A 17,094-nucleotide genomic window follows, 5' to 3' on the forward strand; every position below is an offset into this window, starting at 1 on the left:
TCGATTCACCCACAGATTTCGCTGACGAGCCAAAAATTTTTGGTGCACTACGCTCCATCCGGAAGCTTGCTTAGGAAGACGCTTCAAGGGAGGAGGCACTTCGCTCCATCTCCTGCGTGACCAGCCGCTCAAAGCGGGAAAAGAACTCCGCGAGGAACTTGTTCGCCACGGAACCCACCAGGCGGGATCCGATCTGTGCGAGCTTTCCGCCGATCTGGGCCACGGCCACGTAGTGCAGCGAGGTCCCGCCATCGGCGTCTTCCAGCCGGACATCGGCGCCCAGCTTGCCGTATCCCGCGACGCCACCGCTGCCGTTGCCTTCGATGTGATAGCCGATGCCTTCTTCGTGGCCGGAAAAGCGGACGTTTCCCTTGAAGCGGGCCTTGATCGGCCCGACTGCCGCGACGATGACCGCGTCATAGCTGCCATCCTCCGCTTGCCCGTACTGCTCGCATCCCGGCAGGCACTGCTGCAAGGTCGCGGGATCATTCAACCGCTTCCAGACCTCTGCCCTGGAAGCATTGATTACCTGTGTGCCAGTGAATTCCAATATCTGCTCCTTTCGGCTGCTGCGATGTCGTCACCGCATGGCCGGACGCTCAATGTATCCAGCGTCTATATCGTAGGGAGCGCATCGGCCAGCGTCAAGGAACGGGACGCCATTTGCCCCTAGTGCTAACCCCTAGCGCTCCCAATCGGCTGGCGCCGCGATGCCAACGCTTTGACGGGGTGGTAAACCCGACCTTGCCCAACGACTCCTTGACGCCGTTGCAACGGCAATCCTAGGATGTAGACAGTGGATACACTGGGTGCTCGCGCCTGACCGCACTGGCGCAACCAGGCAAGCGAAGCATCCGGCCTCTCACGCTTCCGATTGCGGTCCGACGCAACCACAGGCGCCTAAATCTATCCACTGTCTATATTCGATCCGGCGGGCCGTCAACGCCCCCTTCCATCCACTCCAAAGGAGAATCCATGTCGCGTGCAGTGATCGTTTCGTTTGCCCGCACCCCGATCGGCAAAGCCACCCGGGGCGCATTCAACATGACCCATGGCGCAACCATGGCGGGCCATGCCATCCAGCATGCCGTCCAGCGCGCGGGAATCGACGGCGCTGAAGTCGAGGACATCATCTTCGGCTGCGGCCAGCCCATCGCCGCAACCGGCGGCAACGTTGCCCGGCAAGGCGGCATCCGCGCCGGCCTGCCGGTCTCCGTCAGCGGCACCACCCTGACCCGCTTCTGCGCCTCCGGCCTGCAGGCGGTCGCGTTTGCCGCGCAGCGCGTGCTGATCGACAAGGTGCCGGTGATGGTGGCGGGCGGCGTCGAATCCATCAGCCTGTCGCAGCCGGTCACGCTGAAGGTCGCCCAGCAGGAGGCGTGGCTGGCGAAGCATCGCCCCGACGTCTACCTGCATATGATCGATACGGCCGAAATCCTGGCCGAGCGCTATGGCATGTCGCGCGAGCGCTCCGACGAGTTCGCCCTGCGCAGCCAGCGGCTCACCGTCGAAGCACAGAAGGCAGGCCGCTACGCCGACGAAATCGTCCCGCTGGCAACGGTGAAGGCGGTGAAGGACAAGGTGACCGGCGAGACGTCGACGGTGGAATGCCTGCTCGAGGCCGACGAAGGGGTCCGTCCCGACACCACGGTGGCGGGCCTGGGTGCGCTGCCCGCCGTGAAGGGCGAGGGCTACCAGGTGACGGCCGGCAACTCCAGCCAGCTGTCCGACGGCGCCGCGGCGCTGGTGGTGATGTCCGAGCGTGAGGCCGAACGCCGCGGCCTGGAACCGCTCGGCTACTTTGTCAGCCTGGCCACCGCCGGCGTGGAACCGGACGAAATGGGCGTCGGCCCGGTGCGCGCGGTGCCGCGCCTGCTGGAGCGCAACGAGCTTTCCATCGACGACATCGACCTGTGGGAGCTCAACGAAGCCTTTGCCTGCCAGGCGCTGTACTGCATCGACAAGCTCGGCCTGCCGCTGGAGCGCGTCAACGTCAATGGCGGCGCCATCGCCATCGGCCACCCCTATGGCATGACCGGCGCGCGCCAGACCGGCCACATCCTGCTCGAAGGCCGCCGCCGCAAGGCCAAATATGGCGTGGTGACCATGTGCGCCGCCGGCGGCATGGGCGCAGCCGGCCTGTTCGAGTTCATCCACTAAGCACCCCATAGCGATAACGGAGACACCGATGACCGATATCACCGAGTACGACACCGTCTTCATCGACCGCGACGGCCCCTGCGCCGTCGTCACCATGAACCGGCTGGAGAAGTACAACGCGCTGAACACGGGACTGCGCAGCGACCTTTACGCGGCGCTGTCGTCGCTGATGGCGGACCGGACGGTCCGCGGCATCGTCCTCTGGGGCGGCACCAAGGCCTTCGTGGCGGGCGGCGACATTCCCGAAATGCTCGCGCGCCGCCCGATCGAAGCCTTCGTGCCGACCAGCGGCGCGCCCGACCTGTGGGCGCTGATCCATCACAGCACCATCCCCGTGATCGCGGCCATCGCCGGACCGTGCTTTGGCGGCGGCCTGGAGCTCGCGATGGCGTGCGACCTGCGCGTCGCCGCAGACAATGCCCTGATGGGCCAGACCGAGACCAACGTCGGCCTGATCCCGGGACGCGGGGGCACGCAGCGGCTGACCCGGCTGGTCGGCGCGACACGCGCCAAGGAAATGATCTTTACCGGCGAAATCATCAAGCCCGACGAGGCCTACCGCATCGGCCTGGTCAACAAGGTGGTGCCCGCGGACGAACTGCTGGCGGAAGCCAAAGCCTACGTGCACCGCATTGCCGAGAAGTCGCCGCACTCGATCGCGATGGCCAAGCTGATGATCAACAACGGCCAGGACGCCACGCTGGATACCGCGCTGATGCTGGAACAGCTGGCCTTTGCCACGCTGTTCAGCACCGAAGACATGCATGAAGGCGGCGAAGCATTCCTCAACAAGCGCCGTCCGGTCTATCGCGGAGTCTGATCATGACGCAGCTCACTACACGCGTGCAGGCAGCCGCCAACCTGGTGCAGCCAGACCCCTACCGGCCGAGGCTGACGGTGACGGCGCTTGCCGATATCCGCCGCTTCGAGCAGACACCGCTGGCCGAGCGCCGCCTGCCCGACAGCACCTATGAGTTGCTGCGGCTGGCGCGCGACCGCGCGCCGGAGGCGCCCGCCCTGCACTACTTCACCTCCGGCGACGAACTGGCGAAGTCGGTCACCATCACCCATGCGCAGATGTTCGGGCGCATCACGCAGACCGCCAACCTGCTGCACTCGCTCGGCCTCGGCGCCAGTGACGTGATCGGGGTGCTGATGCCGGTAACGCCGGAATCGCAGTACGCGATCTGGGGCAGCGAGGCCACCGGCATCGCCTGCCCGGTCAACTGGATGCTCGAGCCCGAGATCATCGCGGCGCTGCTGCGCAACGCCGGCGCCAAGGCGGTGATCGCCTACGGTCCCGACCCGGATATCGAAGCCTGGAACAAGGCCATGCTGGTGCGCCGCGAATTGCCCGGCGTGCAGCACTGGATCAAGGCGGGCGGCGGCAAGGCGAGCGAGCCGGGCATCGTCGACCTGGACGCCGCGCTCGAGCGCTTCGACGGCGACTCGCTCGACAGCCAGCGCGTGTTCTCCCCGGCGGACACCGCTTCGATGTTCCATACCGGCGGCACCACCGGCACGCCCAAGCTGGCGCTGCACACGCATGGCAATGAAGTGGCGATGGCGTGGATCAGCGCGATGCAGATCGACGTGCAGCCCGAGGATGTCCGCGTCTGCGGCGTGCCGATGTTCCACGTCACCGGCGTGCTGACCAATTGCCTGATGCCGCTGGCCCGCGGCGCCTCGGTGGTGATGCTGACGTCCAGCGGCTGGCGCGATCCCTCTGTCATCCGCAACCTCTGGCAGATCGTCGAACACTTCGGCGTCACCGCGCTCGGCATGGTGCCGAGCGTGGTCAACATGGCGCTGAATATCCCGGTCGGCGACGCCGACATCAGCTCGCTCAAGGCGGCCAGCTGCGGCACCGCGCCGTTGTCGGTGGCCGTTGCCGAAGCCTTCGAACGACTGACCGGCGCGCTGATCTTCGAGGGCTACGGCCTGACCGAAGGGACCGCGCTCAGCGCCACCAACCCGCGCTATGGCCAGCGCCGCATCGGCTCCATCGGCCTGCCGATGGCCTACCAGGAGATGAAGGTCGTCAAGGTGGCGGACGGGCGCATCCAGCGCGACTGCGCGCCGGGGGAACCCGGCATCGTGGTGGTGCGCGGTCCCAACATCTTCGCGGGCTACCTGAATCCCGAGCAGAACAAGGGCATCTGGTTCGACGGCGGCTGGTTCAATACCGGCGACCTGGGTTATGCGGATGAGGACGGCTACTTCTGGCTGACGGGGCGGGCCAAGGACCTGATTATCCGCGGGGGCAACAATATCGACCCGCGCATGATCGAAGAGGCGCTGTATCGCCATCCCGAGGTCTTCGATGCCGCCGCGGTCGGCCTGCCTGACGCACACGCCGGGGAGCTGCCGGTGGCGTATGTCGCGCTCAAGCCGGGCAGCACCTACCCGCTCGGCCGGATCAAGCACTACGCCTATGAGGTGATCCCGGAACGCGCCGCCGTGCCCAAGCAGTTCTACCTGGTCGATGCCATTCCCAAGACCGCGGTCGGCAAGATCCAGAAGAATGCGCTGCGCAGCGACGCCGTGCTGCGGGCGCAACGGCAGATGCTTGCCGAGGTCAATGCGCAGTCGCCCGTGCCGCTTGTCGATATCCGCATCGACGACCGGGGCGATCAGGGGCTGCTGTCCACGCTGGTGCTGCCGTCCGCGCTGAGCGCCGAAGAGCGGGAGGCCGCGGTCGCGAGCATCGACAAGGCCTTCACGACGCTGACGATCAAGTACGCGGTGGTCTACGAATAGTCCGCAGTCCGCCCGGCAGCTCTCACCAGAAGCAGTGCCTGCCGGCAGCCGCCCCATCGCGGGATGCGCTGCCGGCCAGCACAATCCATAGAGGAGACAACCATGACTATCCAGCTATCGCGCCGGCGCCTGCTGCAAACGGCCTGCGGCGCCGTGCCGGCCATGCTCGCGCCATCCTGGCTGCGCGCCGAAGGAACCTATCCGGGCAAGCCCGTTGTGATCAAGGTAGCATTTCCCGCCGGCGGTCCGGCCGATGAGTCGATCCGCGCGGCAGCCGTCGTGATGAAGCGAAGCCTTGGACAGAACGTCATTGCCGACAACCTGCCGGGGGCGAGCGGCTCGATCTGTGCCATGAACGTACTGCGCGCCGCCAACGACGGCTACACCCTGCTGGGAACGACCGGCATCGACTTCCTGGTCGCGCCGCTGACCATCGCCTCGGCCAGGTATGCGCCGGAGAAGTTCAAGCTGGCGGGCTTCAGCGGGATTTCCGATTTCATCCTGGTGTCGAATCCCACGTTGTCGTTCAGAAACGTCGACGAGGTCATCGCCTACGCGAAGAACCCGAAGAACCGCCCGTTGTCGCTGGCGCACTGGGGCCCAGGCTCGGCACCCCACCTGGTCGGCGCCGACTTCCAGGCCCGTACCGGCGTGCGCTTCCTGGAAGTCCCGTACAAGGGCGCGGCACCGGTCACCAGCGATATCGCGGGTGCGCAGGTAGACCTGACCTTCATTCCGATGGGCGGCCCGACCTACGGCATGATCAAGTCCGGCCGCTTCCGGCCGATCGGCGTCGCCAGCAAGGCACGGCATCCGTCGCTGCCCGATGTGCCGGCGCTGGCCGAAACCAGCGGACTTGCCGACTTCGAGTACAGCCAGTGGGCAGGGGTGCTGGCGCCGCCGGACACCCCGGACCCCGTGGCGGCACGGCTGGTGGAAGCCATGAATGCCTGGGTGGGCAGCCCGGAAAACCGCACCCGGCGCTCCGTCAACCTGCAGCGCGCGATCGAGCCGATGACGATGGCGCAGGCACAAGCCTTCCTGAGCACCGAACACGCCAAGCTGACCCGTATCGCCAGGAGCCTGAAGCTCGCCGGCCAGTAGGTCGGACAGTAATGCCCGGCGGCAATGCCGGGCAGCCGTGCGCCGCGGCTATGCCGGATCGCCGCGGCGCAAGCGGGCAAAGTCCACGGGACGCTTCTCCAGGAAGGCGGCGATGCCCTCCGCGGCTTCTGCGCCGCCCTGGGCCACGGCCATCGATACCCGTTCCGCTTCGAGCTGGTCATCGAGCGTGCGTTCGTGCGCATGCCGGCACAGCGCCTTGATCGAAGCCAGCGCCTGCTGCGGGCCCTGGGCAAGCCGCGCCGCCAGCGCGATCGCCGCCGCGCCGGCCTGCCCCGCCTCCACCAGCTGGTTGACCACGCCGAACTGCTGCAACTGCTCGGCCGTGATCCGGTCGCCGCTCAACGCGAGCTGCGTCAGCACCTGCCGCGACAGGCTCTGCGCCAGCAGGCCCGTGATGCCGCCATCGGGTGTCAGCCCCACTTTTACATAGGCAATCGAGAAGGCCGCGCCGGCGGATGCCACCAGCAGGTCGCAGGCCAGTGCCAGCGAGAAGCCCGCGCCCGCCGCGCCGCCCTCCACCGCTGCGACGATCGGCTTGGGAAAGTCGCGCAGCTTGCATACGACGTCGTGCAGGTGCCCCAGCTTCTCGATGCGCTCGCCGTAAGTCAGTTCGCGCCGCTTGCTGATCAATGTCAGGTCGCCGCCCGCACAGAAGTAGTCGCCGGCGCCGGTCAGCACGATAGCGCCGATCGCCGGATCGTCCGCGGCGGCGGCCAGAGCGGCGCGGATGTTGTCATAAAGATCCGCCGCGATGGCGTTGCGCTTGCCCGGGTTGTTGATGGTGAGCACGCGCACGCTGCCTTCGGTGCGTTGCAACAGGGAGGAAAAATTCGTCATGTCGTGATTCTTGATGGCTTGAGTGGGCGGACGCGGTTCAGGCAGTAGCCTGGCTGGCAGCGCGCTGGCGCTCGTAGACCTGCAGGTGGCAATAGGCCGTGCGGCTCAACGGCAGCTCGTTCCCGTGGGCGGCGGCGCGCCGGATCAGGTCGCCGACGATGGCGTCGGCTTCGATGCGTGGCGCGCCCTGCGCAATGTCCCGCATCATCGACGCGGCCCAGGTCGAGGTTTCGTCCAGCAGCCGTGACTGCATGGCGGCCGCAACGGGTTCGGGAATGGCATGGCCGCACAGTCGCGCCACCGTGCGGCATTCGGCCATTGCATCGAGCATCAGCCGGCGGCCATCCTGCGTCTTCATGATGTCCGCCACCGAGCCGCGCATCAGGCATGTCATCACTGCCCCGGCGGCGATCATGGCCCATTTGTTCCAGAGTTCCTGCCCGATGGCGCCCGATATTTCACGCGTGCCCGCCGCTCGCGACAGCAGCGCGTGGAATTCCGCGGCAATTGCCGACGCCTGCGCGGCACGCGACCCGATCACGAGCCGGTCCATGCGGCCGGCGTGCATGACGGTTCCGTCCGCCGCCAGCGTGGTCGCAATGTAGGCGACCCCACCCAGCACGCGTTCCCTGCCAAAGCACTGGTCGAGCGAGTCATAGGCGCCGAGCCCGTTGAGCAAGGGCAGCACCGCGGTGTCCCGGCCCACGGCGGGACTGACCGCCCGGATCGCGTCGGCCAGGTCGTAGGTCTTGCATGCCAGCAGGATGAGGTCGTACTGCGCGTCTACCTGGCCCGCCAGCGCGGTCCTGACCGGGCGATGGAAGTCGCCGAGTTCGCTGCGTATGGCAAGGCCGTGGCGTTCCAGCGCCTGTGCGCGGCCGGGCCGCACCAGGAAGGTGACGTCCGCGCCCGCCTCGATCAGCCGCGCGCCGTAGTAGCCGCCCATGGCGCCGGCGCCGAGTACCAGTATCTTCATGGTGCCTCCCGACTACGCCGTGCCGCCGGGACGGCACTGCACCACCAGGTTGACGACGCCGGCCTGCACCGCTTCGTCATGCTGGTTGAAGGTCGTGATGCGCACCTTGACGATGCCCTGGTCAGGACGCGATTTGGACGTCCGCACCTCCAGGATCTCGCTCTCGACACGCAGTGCATCGCCGGGCCGCACCGGCCTGGGCCAGCGCAGCTCCTCGAAGCCCGCGCCGATGATGCCGCCCGCGGGCCGGAGCTCGCCGTCGACCAGCAGGCGCATGGTCAGCGCCGCCGTGTGCCAGCCGCTCGCGGCCAGGCCGCGGAACAGCGTGTCGCGGGCAGCGGCTTCATCGAGGTGGAACGGCTGCGGGTCGAACTCGGCAGCGAAGGACTTGATCCGCTCGGGCTCGACGGTCAGCCGCCCCGAACCATATTTCTGGCCTGGCGCCAGATCCTCGATAAATTGGATGTTCATGGTTTGCTCCTCCAGGTGTTGATTGCGACGGCAACCGACGGATCAGGCCAGGGCCTCGAGCGCCAGCGCGATTCCTTGTCCTCCGCCGATGCACAGCGTGACGATGCCGCGCCGGATGCCGTCCGCGCGCATCGCATGCAGCAGGCGCGTCGTCAGCACCGCGCCGGTCGCGCCGATCGGGTGGCCGTGGGCGATCGCGCCGCCGTCGACATTGATAATGTCGTGGGGCAAGCCCAGTTCCGCCGCCACGGCCAGCGGCACGGCGGCAAAGGCTTCGTTGATCTCGATGCGCTCGATGTCGCCCAGCGCCCAGCCGGCGCGCTGCAACGCCTGCCGCACCGCCGGGACGGGACCCAGGCCGAACATGCCGGGCTCGACGGCGCCGACCCCGTAGGCCGCCAGCCGGCCAAGCGGCTCCAGCCCGCGGGCTTCGGCCAGCGAACGCTCCGCCACGATCATGGCCGCGGCGCCGCTGTTGAGCCCGGGAGCATTGCCGGCGGTGATGGTGCCGTCGGGGCGGAACGCCGGCTTGAGCCGGCCGAGCGCCTCCAGCGTGGTATCGGGCCGGTTGGCTTCATCCACCTCGAAAGACGTCGTACCGCCCTTGCCCTTGACCGCCACGCCGGCGATCTGGCCGGCGAACCGGCCGTTCGCCTGTGCCCGCGCGAAATTGCGCTGCGAACGTTCGGCCCAGCGATCCTGCGCCTCGCGGCTGAGCTCATAGCGGGCGGCAAGGTCCTCGGTATGCCATCCGGAATGCTCGCCCGAGAAGGCGTCGTGCAGTCCGTCGTACAGCATGCTGTCACGCAGCACGGCATCGCCCATGCGCTGGCCCCAGCGGCCGGACGTCATCAGGTAAGGCGCGCGGTCCATGTTCTCCATGCCGCCGGCGACGGCGATGTCGACATAGCCGAGGCGCACCTCGTCGGCGGCCGTGGCGATCGCCTGCGCGCCCGAGCCGCAGACGCGGTTCACGGTCATCGCCGGAACCGACACCGGCAGCCCCGCGCCGATGGCGGCCTGCCGTGCCGGATTCATCCGGTTGCCGGCCTGGATCACATTGCCGAACACCACGCTGCCGACCTCGCCCGGATCGATACCCGCGCGTTCCACGCTGGCCCGGATCGCCGCGGCGCCGAGTTCGGTTGCCGCAATGGACTTCAATGAGCCGTTGTAGGCGCCAATGGCGGTCCGCACCGGCTGACACAGCACGACATCTCTTGCATGCATTGCTTTCTCCCTGCCAAAAAACCAATGATCAATCGGTCACACGCGCTTCAGTCGTGGCGCCCTGCGGCAAACGCCCGGCGGCCGGCTCCTGAAGGTTGCAATACGTATTGCCTGCCCGCGAACAGGCCACGCCGGTGTCACGCGGGCGCTCATTGCCAGCGTAGGCCAACGTCGCCCCGCCCGCGATCAGCGCGGCACACAGCACTCGTCTGAACAGAACGGCTTTCATCGCTGCCCCCATCAATGCGCATCCGCCGACGGGCCCTTCGGCGCCCCGACCTTGCGCATCAGCGGCACCATCGCCGTGGCGATGACGAAGCAGACCAGGATCACCAGGAACGCATCGCCGAAGGTCTGCGTCTGGGCCTCGCGCCAGGCCAGCCCCCACAGTTGCTTGAGCGCGGCGGTATGCGCATCGAAGGCATCGTGCCCGGCCGCCACGAACTGGTCGGTGAGCCCTTGCAGCACGCTTCCCATGGCTTCATTGCGGATATTCAGGTGCTCCGCCTCGCGCAGGAAATGCATGTTGCCGCGGTCGTTGAGCACGGTTGCGCACGCCGCGATGCCGATGGCGCCGCCCAGGTTGCGCATCAGGTTGAACAGGCCGGAGGCCAGCTTGAGCCGCTCCGGCGGCAGGCTGCCCAGCGTCAGGGTCACGGTGGGCGCCACGGCAAATTGCTGTGCCATGCCGCGCAGCGCCTGCGGCAGCAGTAGCTGCGCGGCGCCCCAGTCGTGGGTGATGGGCGCAAAGAACCACATCGATACCGCGAACATCGCCAGCCCGGCCATCATCAGCCAGCGCAGGTCGACGCGGTTGGCGAGGAAGGCATAGAACGGGATCGAAGCCATCTGGAACACGCCGGTGGAGAACACCGCCAGCCCGATGTCCAGCGCGCTGAAGCCGCGCACCCGCCCCAGGAACAGCGGCGTCAGGTAGATGGTGGCAAAGATGCCGATGCCGGTAACGAAGGAAAAGAAGCAGCCAAGTGCGAAGTTGCGATCCTTGAGCGCCCGCAGGTCGACGATCGGGTTGGCGTAGGTCAGCGTGCGCCAGATGAAGGCCACGCCCGACACGCCGGCGATCCACGCCGTCGTCAGGATCACGTCATCGTCGAACCAGTCCCAGCGCGGGCCTTCCTCCAGCGTGTATTCCAGGCAGCCCAGGAACAGCGCCATCATCACGATGCCAAGGTAATCGGCTCCGCGCACCAGCGACCAGTTCGGCCGGTCGACCTTGACCAGCAGCGGCACCGCGATGGTGACGAAGATGCCCGGCACCAGGTTGATGAAGAACAGCCAGTGCCACGAGAAATGATCGGTGATCCAGCCGCCCACCGTGGGCCCGAGCGTGGGCGCCAGCGAAGCCAGCCCGCCGACGGTGGCCGCGGCGATCACGCGCTGCGGGCCGGTGAAGAACGCGAAAGCCGTGGTGAACACCATCGGGATCATCGAGCCGCCCAGGAACCCCTGCAACGCGCGGAACACGATCATGCTGTGGATATCCCACGCCACCCCGCACAGCAGGCTGGTCACGGTGAAGCCGGCCGCCGAGGCGGCGAACAGCCAGCGCGTCGACATCACGCGCGACAGCCAGCCGGACAGCGGAATGACGATGATCTCGGCGATCAGGTAGCTGGTCTGCACCCATACCGTTTCATCGGCGCCGGCCGACAACGCGCCGCCGATATCGCGCAGCGACGCGGAAACGATCTGGATGTCCAGCAAGGCGATAAACATGCCCACGCACATGGTGCCGAAGGCGAAGACCTTGGCGCCGGTGGACATCGCGTCCGGCGTCGTCGCCACGGCGGCCGCAGGGGTGGTCACGCTGGCCGTCGTCATCACTGCACCCGCGGGGTGGTCTGCGTGGCGGGATTGGCGGGATTGGTATCGACCTGCGCGATGACCGACAGGCCCGGGCGCAAGACCCCCAGCCGGGCGTCCTGGTCGTCGAGGCGGATCCGCACCGGTACGCGCTGGACGATCTTGGTGAAGTTGCCCGTAGCGTTCTCCGCCGGCAGCACGCTGAACTGCGCTCCGGTGGCGGGCGCCAGGCTCGCGACCCGGCCATGGAAGACGCGTCCGGGCAGGATATCGGCCTCCACTTCGACCGGCATGCCAGGGCGCATATGGGCCAGCTGCCCTTCCTTGAAGTTCGCGTCCACCCACAGCCCGTTGGCCGGAACGATGGAAAGCAGCTGGCTGCCCGCACCGGCAAAGGCACCGACACGTGCGCGGCGGTTGCCGACGGTGCCGTCCACCGGGGCGCGCAGCTCCGTATAGCTGAGATTGAGCCTGGCGATATCGCGCTCGGCGCTCGCCTGCGCCAGCGCGGCCTCGGCCTGCTGCTTCTGCGTGCCGATGACCTCAAGCTGGCGCTGGGCCGCCAGCAGCGCAGCGCGCGCCTTGTCGCCATTGGCCTGCGCCTGCTTGTAGTCGGAGTCGGCTTTCTGCGAGCTCTGGATCGAGACGGCTGCCTTGGCCACCAGGCTGGCGTAGCGGACCTGGTCGTCGTGCGCCCGCACCGTGTCGGCATTGGCCGCCGTGATGCCCGCCCTGGCCTGCGCGATCACCGCCTCCTGCAGCCGCGCGGTGGCATCCAGGTTGGCCAGCAGCGCCTTCTGTGCTGCCACGGCGCCTTCGGCCCTGGCCAGCGCCGCGCGATAGTCGCGGTCGTCGATGCGCACCAGCACGTCGCCGGCGTGGACCGACTGGTTGTCGGTCACCGCGACTTCGGCAATATAGCCCCCGACCTTGGCACCGATCACCGTGACATCGCCGCCGACGTAGGCATCGTCGGTGCTCTGCAGGTAACGGCCCGACGTCCACCAGTGGTGGCCATAGCCGATGGCCGCCAGACCCGCGACAACCAGCGCGCCGGCCGCCAGCAGGCGCTTGGGACTGGCTTTGGATTTCGGCTCGGGAACGGGTTCGGCACCCGCCCGGTCAGTCAGCGTATTGCTACTCATGGCACTTCCTTTCTGCTCTCTGCTCGTTGCTGTCGGGGGTCTGCGCCGCCTGTGGCGCGGCTGGGTCGGGAAATCGGGTGGTCGGAAAACTGGAAAGGGGAACGGGATCAGGCTTCGGCCGAGCGGCTCAGCCGCTGGCGCACGCGCTCGCTGGCGGCGGGGCCAGGCGTAATGTGGTAGTCGGCGCCGGTGACCGGGCTGCCGGTGGCAGGGTCGACCAGCAGGGGTTCCACGCGAGCGCCGGTGCGCCGGTCCGCCAGCTGCACGCTTTCGCCTTCGGGCGCGAGATGCTTGTTACCCCACGCCAGCATGGCCAGCAGCACCTGGCGGAAATCACGCCCGCGTTCGGTCAGGATGTATTCGGAACGCGGCGGCCGGTCGCAGTACTGGCGACGCTCCAGCATCCCTTCCTCGACCAGCGAGTTCAGCCGGCGCGTGAGCATATTGGGAGCGATCGCCAGGTTCTGCTGGAACTCGTCAAAACGGGTCACGCCATAGAAGGCCTCGCGCAGGATCAGCACGCTCCAGCTGTCGGCAACGCGGGCCACGGTGCGTGCAATGGGACATGGCATTTGATCAAGGGGCTTTTTCGGCATGATCGGCGTCCTCTGAGAATCTAGTTGCTTTCAATTTGAAAGTTAGTCTAGAGTAGTCACTATCATCATGCAAGTTAGTTTTTCGGTTGTGCAGTATCCGCCGCTGTCGAGTCGCTGAAGGTCGCCGTTGAAAGGTGTTAGCAATGCCGCAAGATCCCTCCCGTTCTGCCCTCCATCCCACCACGCGCTCCCGTCTGCAGCGCCCCGGCGCCGGCATCGCCCCCCGCGCCGTGCCGCTGCTGCTGGCGGCCGCGCTCGCCGCCTGCGCGGTGGGGCCCGACTACCAGACTCCGTCGTCGGATCTGCCGGCCGCCTACCCGCACGCCGCGGCATTGGAAGCCCGCGAAGCCACCCGCGAAGCGCCGGCGCTCGACAGTTGGTGGCAGGGCTTTGACGACCCCGCGCTGACCCGGGTGATCCGGCGTGCGCTGGAACAGAACCTCGACCTGGCAGCCGCCATCGCGCGCGTCGACCAGGCGCGCGCGGCGGCGCAGTACGCCGGCGCCGCGCTGCTGCCCGAAGGGTCGCTGTCGGGCAGCGTTGTCAAACAGCACCAATCGCTGGAAGGACCGCTGGGCAGCCTTGCCAACAGCCGGCCGGGCTTTGACCGCAACAGCACGGTGTACAGCGTGGGCGCCGGTGCGAGCTGGGAGATCGATGTGGCGGGCGGCCTGCGGCGCGGCGCCGAGGCGGCCAGCGCGGAAGCGCAGGCCGCCGAAGCCGAGCACATGGGCGTGCGCGTGCTGGTGGCCGCGGAAGCCGCCGATGCGTACTTCCGCGTGCGCGGCGCGCAGCAGCGCATCGCGATCGCGCAGCAGCAGGTGCGGACCAATGCCAGGCTGCTGGAACTGGTGCAGTTCCGTCTCGCCGACGGCGTTGGCGCGGAACGCGAACGAGCGCAGGCCGAAGCACAGCTCGCACAGACCCGCGTGACCATCCCGCCGCTGCAGATCGAGCTGGAGACGCAGCTGAACCGCCTCGACGTACTGATGGGCGCGCATCCGGGCACGTATGCAGCCGAACTGCTCGCGCCCGTCGAACGCGCCACGGTCCCGCAGATTTCCGTGGCGCAAGGCCCCGCCAACCTGCTGCAACGCCGCCCCGACGTGATTGCCGCCGAACGCCGGCTGGCAGCATCGAGCGCCCGCATCGGCGTGGCCACTGCCGAGTACTACCCGAAGCTGTCGCTGTCGGCGCTGCTCGGGTTCGAAAGCCTTTCCGCCGGCAAGCTGTTCACCGCCGCCGCGTTCCAGCCTGCCGCTGCCGCGGGGCTGCGCTGGCGGCTGTTCGACTTCGGGCGGGTGGACGCCGAGGTAGCGCAGGCCAGGGGCGCCAACGCCGAGGCGCTGGCCACCTACCGCAAGGCGATGCTGCGCGCCACCGAGGACGTGGAAAACGCGATCATCGCCCTGACCCAGCTGGAATTGCAGAGCAAGGACCTAGCCGTGGAAGTGGCCGCGCACGCGCGCGCCCGCGGCGCGGCCGAGGATGCCTACAAGGGCGGCGCCGTCAGCCTGTTCGAAGTGCTCGAAGAAGATCGCCTGCTGCTGGCCGCGCGCGACCAGCAGGCGCGTGTGCGCGCCGACAATGCCCGCGCGGCGGTGGCAACGTTCCGCGCGCTGGGTGGCGGCTGGTAGTTTGCATGTCCCGGCCTCACCGCCTCAGCCGAGCCTGAGCTGCGCCTCCAGCCCGCCGCCCTCGCGATTGCGCAGCGTCAGCGAACCGCCGATCGCCAGCGCCAGCTGGTGCGCAATGGCCAGGCCCAGGCCGGTGCCGCCGGTCTCGCGGTTGCGCGATTCCTCGAGCCTGACAAACGGCTGCACCACGGATTCAAGCTTCTCCGCCGGGATGCCGGGGCCGCGATCGAGCACGCCGATCACCACCACCGCGCCATCGCGCCGCACGCTCAGCTCCGCCGCCCCGCCGAACTTGATCGCGTTGTCGGTCAGGTTGGTCAGGATGCGGCGCAGCGCATGCGGCCGCGTCATGATGGCGCCGCCGATGTTCTGCAGGATCGTGACGGCCTTGCCGGTGTCCTGGTAGTCGTAGACCAGGCTCTCGACAAATGACCCGATGTCGATCCGCGATGCCTTCTCGCCGTCGCCATGCATGGCGCGCGCATAGGCCAGCCCCTCTTTCACCAGCGTCTCGATCTCGGCGAGGTCGTGCACCAGCTTGCGCTTGTCTTCGGAGTCCTCCGCCATCTCGGCGCGCAGCCTCATGCGCGTGATCGGCGTCTGCAGGTCGTGCGAGATCGCCGCCAGGATCTGCACGCGTTCCTCGACAAAGCGTGCGATGCGCTCGCGCATGGCGTTGAACGCGCGCGCCGCACGCACCAGTTCCGTCGGACCGGTCTCGGCCAGCGGCTTGCCCGCGGCGTTCGGGTCGAGCGCGTCGGCGGCATTGGCCAGCGCCACCACGGGACGCAGCGACAGCCGTACGGCCAGCCAGCAGCACAGCACCAGCAGCAAGAGCTGCAGCACCAGCACATAGGGCAGCCATTGCGCGACGGGTGGCGGCTTCGGATGCACGTCGATGGTCAGGGGGCTGCCATCGCTGAGGGTGAGGTGCGCCTGCAGGCGTTTGCCTTGCCCCGGGATCGACTCGACCCTGACGGGAAAGCGGCCGCCGCTCGCCTCGGTGATGCGATCGGCGATCTCCTGGGCCTGCTCGCTCATCTCCGGCATGCCTGGCAGACCCGGCCCCAACACATATTGGTAGTTGCCGCGATTGACGTACCGTAGCCACTGCGGCCGCTCCGCCGCGGGCAAGCGGTCGAGGATGGCGATCGACGTGGACACGTCGGTTTCCAGCGTGCCGAGCATCACCTGGCGCGCGGTGATGTAGCGCTCCCCAAACAGCACGCCGAACGACAGCCCATGGGCCACCACGAGCCCGGCCAGCAAGATCAGGAACAGCCGCGAGCCCAGCGTGCGGGGCCACGGCAAGGCGCGGAGATTCACTGCCGGGCCTCCCGGATCTCGACCGGCACCGAGAACACGTAGCCCTCGCTGCGCACGGTCTTGATGTAGCGGGGCTCGCGCGCATCGTCCCGGAGATGCTGGCGCAAGCGGCTGACCAGCAGGTCGACCGAGCGTTCGAACATTTCCGCCTCGCGGCCTTGCGTGAGGCTGAGCAGCTGGTCGCGGTTGAGCACGCGCTGCGGATGGTCGACAAACACGCGCAGCAAGCGGTATTCCGCGCCACTGAGCGCGACGATGATGCCATCGCGGTCGATCAAGTGCCGCGCCGTGGTGTCCAGCTGCCAGTCGCCGAACGCCAGCAGCTGGCCCGCTTCGGTGATCTGCAGGTTGGGCGGCAGCATGCGCGTCCTGCGCAGCACCGCCTTGATGCGGGCCAGCAACTCGCGCGCCGCGAAAGGCTTGGGGAGATAGTCGTCGGCACCCATTTCGAGGCCGAGAATGCGATCGGTCTCGTCGCTGCGCGCGGTCAGCATCAGGATCGGGGTGGTCTTGTGCTTGCCGGCTCGCAGTTCACGACACAGCACCAGGCCATCGTCGCCGGGCATCATCACGTCCAGCACGATCAGGTCGACGGCGTTGGCTTCCAGGATCGAGCGCATTTGCCGGCCATCCTGCGCTACGGTCACGCGCAGGCCATTCTTGGTCAGGTAGGTCGATACCAGCTCGCGGATTTCCCGGTCGTCATCGACAACCAGGACATGGTCGACGTGTGCATCCATCTCTATCCCCTCAGAAAAGTCAGGTGAACCGCCAGTCTGCGTCGACGCCATTGTATGGGTGGCGGCAATTCTCCGTGTATCTCACTGTATCCGGCGCAGCACACGCCACAATCCGGTACATATCCCGTTGCCTCCCGTACCGCACCCTCCCTCCCTGCATGAGCGCGCCGCCGGTGGCGATGGCAGAAAAGGTTGCATATATGACATTGGCGCCATGCCATTGTGCCCCTACTCTTCAGTTCACGCAGCCGGCCATTCCGGCCACGG

15 protein-coding genes are annotated in these 17,094 nt (G+C 67.6%); 5 read left to right on the forward strand and 10 right to left on the reverse strand.

The features are described 5' to 3' along the window. Nucleotides 1-70: 70 nt before the first annotated feature. Entirely contained in the window at nt 71-550 is a 480-nt protein-coding gene (locus tag AC5WJ1_RS08580) for an SRPBCC family protein (RefSeq protein ID WP_434032656.1), read from the reverse strand. Nucleotides 551-975: 425 nt separating this feature from the next. On the opposite strand from AC5WJ1_RS08580, the gene AC5WJ1_RS08585 reads away from it, so the two are divergent. The 4 genes from AC5WJ1_RS08585 (at nt 976) to AC5WJ1_RS08600 (ending at nt 6,024) form a co-directional block, all read left to right on the forward strand. Then, nucleotides 976-2,160: an acetyl-CoA C-acyltransferase gene (locus AC5WJ1_RS08585; RefSeq protein ID WP_434032655.1), complete on the forward strand. Its 1,185-nt coding sequence runs from the start codon at nt 976-978 to the stop codon at nt 2,158-2,160. A gap of 28 nt (nt 2,161-2,188) precedes the next feature. Next, nucleotides 2,189-2,980 (forward strand): enoyl-CoA hydratase/isomerase family protein, encoded by a 792-nt coding sequence (locus tag AC5WJ1_RS08590; protein WP_135705312.1) that lies wholly within the window; start codon nt 2,189-2,191, stop codon nt 2,978-2,980. A gap of 2 nt (nt 2,981-2,982) precedes the next feature. Further along, nucleotides 2,983-4,920 carry an acyl-CoA synthetase gene (locus AC5WJ1_RS08595; protein WP_434032654.1) on the forward strand — a complete coding sequence of 646 codons (1,938 nt, stop codon included), beginning with the start codon at nt 2,983-2,985 and terminating at the stop codon, nt 4,918-4,920. A gap of 102 nt (nt 4,921-5,022) precedes the next feature. After that, nucleotides 5,023-6,024, forward strand: coding sequence for a tripartite tricarboxylate transporter substrate binding protein (locus tag AC5WJ1_RS08600; protein WP_434032653.1), 1,002 nt, complete (start codon nt 5,023-5,025; stop codon nt 6,022-6,024). A 48-nt stretch (nt 6,025-6,072) separates the two neighbouring features. On the opposite strand, the gene AC5WJ1_RS08605 is transcribed toward AC5WJ1_RS08600, so the two are convergent. The 7 genes from AC5WJ1_RS08605 to AC5WJ1_RS08635 all read right to left on the reverse strand — a co-directional run bounded on the left by AC5WJ1_RS08605 (nt 6,073) and on the right by AC5WJ1_RS08635 (nt 13,124). Continuing rightward, nucleotides 6,073-6,882 (reverse strand): oxepin-CoA hydrolase, alternative type, encoded by an 810-nt coding sequence (locus tag AC5WJ1_RS08605; protein ID WP_195427656.1) that lies wholly within the window; start codon nt 6,880-6,882, stop codon nt 6,073-6,075. Nucleotides 6,883-6,919: 37 nt separating this feature from the next. Beyond that, nucleotides 6,920-7,858 carry a 2-dehydropantoate 2-reductase gene (locus tag AC5WJ1_RS08610; RefSeq protein ID WP_135705316.1) on the reverse strand — a complete coding sequence of 313 codons (939 nt, stop codon included), beginning with the start codon at nt 7,856-7,858 and terminating at the stop codon, nt 6,920-6,922. A 12-nt stretch (nt 7,859-7,870) separates the two neighbouring features. Beyond that, nucleotides 7,871-8,329 (reverse strand): MaoC family dehydratase, encoded by a 459-nt coding sequence (locus AC5WJ1_RS08615; protein WP_133096231.1) that lies wholly within the window; start codon nt 8,327-8,329, stop codon nt 7,871-7,873. A gap of 42 nt (nt 8,330-8,371) precedes the next feature. Continuing rightward, nucleotides 8,372-9,559, reverse strand: a complete 1,188-nt coding sequence (locus AC5WJ1_RS08620) for a thiolase family protein (protein WP_195427655.1) — start codon at nt 9,557-9,559, stop codon at nt 8,372-8,374. Nucleotides 9,560-9,799: 240 nt separating this feature from the next. Beyond that, nucleotides 9,800-11,401 (reverse strand): DHA2 family efflux MFS transporter permease subunit, encoded by a 1,602-nt coding sequence (locus AC5WJ1_RS08625; RefSeq protein WP_434032652.1) that lies wholly within the window; start codon nt 11,399-11,401, stop codon nt 9,800-9,802. After that, nucleotides 11,401-12,528 (reverse strand): HlyD family secretion protein, encoded by a 1,128-nt coding sequence (locus AC5WJ1_RS08630; RefSeq protein WP_195427653.1) that lies wholly within the window; start codon nt 12,526-12,528, stop codon nt 11,401-11,403. Before AC5WJ1_RS08630 ends, AC5WJ1_RS08625 begins: the two co-directional genes overlap by 1 nt. Nucleotides 12,529-12,635: 107 nt before the next feature. Next, nucleotides 12,636-13,124: a winged helix-turn-helix transcriptional regulator gene (locus AC5WJ1_RS08635; protein WP_133096236.1), complete on the reverse strand. Its 489-nt coding sequence runs from the start codon at nt 13,122-13,124 to the stop codon at nt 12,636-12,638. Between the two features lie 143 nt (nt 13,125-13,267). On the opposite strand from AC5WJ1_RS08635, the gene AC5WJ1_RS08640 reads away from it, so the two are divergent. Next, nucleotides 13,268-14,761 carry an efflux transporter outer membrane subunit gene (locus tag AC5WJ1_RS08640; protein WP_240745869.1) on the forward strand — a complete coding sequence of 498 codons (1,494 nt, stop codon included), beginning with the start codon at nt 13,268-13,270 and terminating at the stop codon, nt 14,759-14,761. 24 nt (nt 14,762-14,785) lie between these two features. Here the strand turns inward: AC5WJ1_RS08640 and AC5WJ1_RS08645 are convergent, their stop codons facing one another. Both AC5WJ1_RS08645 and AC5WJ1_RS08650 read right to left on the reverse strand, forming a co-directional pair. Then, nucleotides 14,786-16,087, reverse strand: coding sequence for an ATP-binding protein (locus tag AC5WJ1_RS08645; RefSeq protein WP_133096238.1), 1,302 nt, complete (start codon nt 16,085-16,087; stop codon nt 14,786-14,788). Further along, complete coding sequence (locus tag AC5WJ1_RS08650; protein ID WP_133096239.1) at nt 16,084-16,827, reverse strand: response regulator; 744 nt, start codon at nt 16,825-16,827, stop codon at nt 16,084-16,086. The genes AC5WJ1_RS08645 and AC5WJ1_RS08650 overlap by 4 nt, the downstream gene beginning before the upstream one ends. Nucleotides 16,828-17,094: the final 267 nt, after the last annotated feature.

This window comes from Cupriavidus sp. MEYA8 (assembly GCF_059278825.1).

Bases quoted from the DNA above. Each gene is read 5' to 3' on its own strand.
- AC5WJ1_RS08585 (WP_434032655.1), top strand. From the start codon at position 976: ATGTCGCGTGCAGTGATCGTTTCGTTTGCCCGCACCCCGATCGGCAAA.
- AC5WJ1_RS08590 (WP_135705312.1), top strand. From the start codon at position 2,189: ATGACCGATATCACCGAGTACGACACCGTCTTCATCGACCGCGACGGC.
- AC5WJ1_RS08595 (WP_434032654.1), top strand. From the start codon at position 2,983: ATGACGCAGCTCACTACACGCGTGCAGGCAGCCGCCAACCTGGTGCAG.
- AC5WJ1_RS08600 (WP_434032653.1), top strand. From the start codon at position 5,023: ATGACTATCCAGCTATCGCGCCGGCGCCTGCTGCAAACGGCCTGCGGC.
- AC5WJ1_RS08605 (WP_195427656.1), bottom strand. From the start codon at position 6,882: ATGACGAATTTTTCCTCCCTGTTGCAACGCACCGAAGGCAGCGTGCGC.
- AC5WJ1_RS08610 (WP_135705316.1), bottom strand. From the start codon at position 7,858: ATGAAGATACTGGTACTCGGCGCCGGCGCCATGGGCGGCTACTACGGC.
- AC5WJ1_RS08615 (WP_133096231.1), bottom strand. From the start codon at position 8,329: ATGAACATCCAATTTATCGAGGATCTGGCGCCAGGCCAGAAATATGGT.
- AC5WJ1_RS08620 (WP_195427655.1), bottom strand. From the start codon at position 9,559: ATGCATGCAAGAGATGTCGTGCTGTGTCAGCCGGTGCGGACCGCCATT.
- AC5WJ1_RS08625 (WP_434032652.1), bottom strand. From the start codon at position 11,401: ATGACGACGGCCAGCGTGACCACCCCTGCGGCCGCCGTGGCGACGACG.
- AC5WJ1_RS08630 (WP_195427653.1), bottom strand. From the start codon at position 12,528: ATGAGTAGCAATACGCTGACTGACCGGGCGGGTGCCGAACCCGTTCCC.
- AC5WJ1_RS08635 (WP_133096236.1), bottom strand. From the start codon at position 13,124: ATGCCGAAAAAGCCCCTTGATCAAATGCCATGTCCCATTGCACGCACC.
- AC5WJ1_RS08640 (WP_240745869.1), top strand. From the start codon at position 13,268: ATGCCGCAAGATCCCTCCCGTTCTGCCCTCCATCCCACCACGCGCTCC.
- AC5WJ1_RS08650 (WP_133096239.1), bottom strand. From the start codon at position 16,827: ATGGATGCACACGTCGACCATGTCCTGGTTGTCGATGACGACCGGGAA.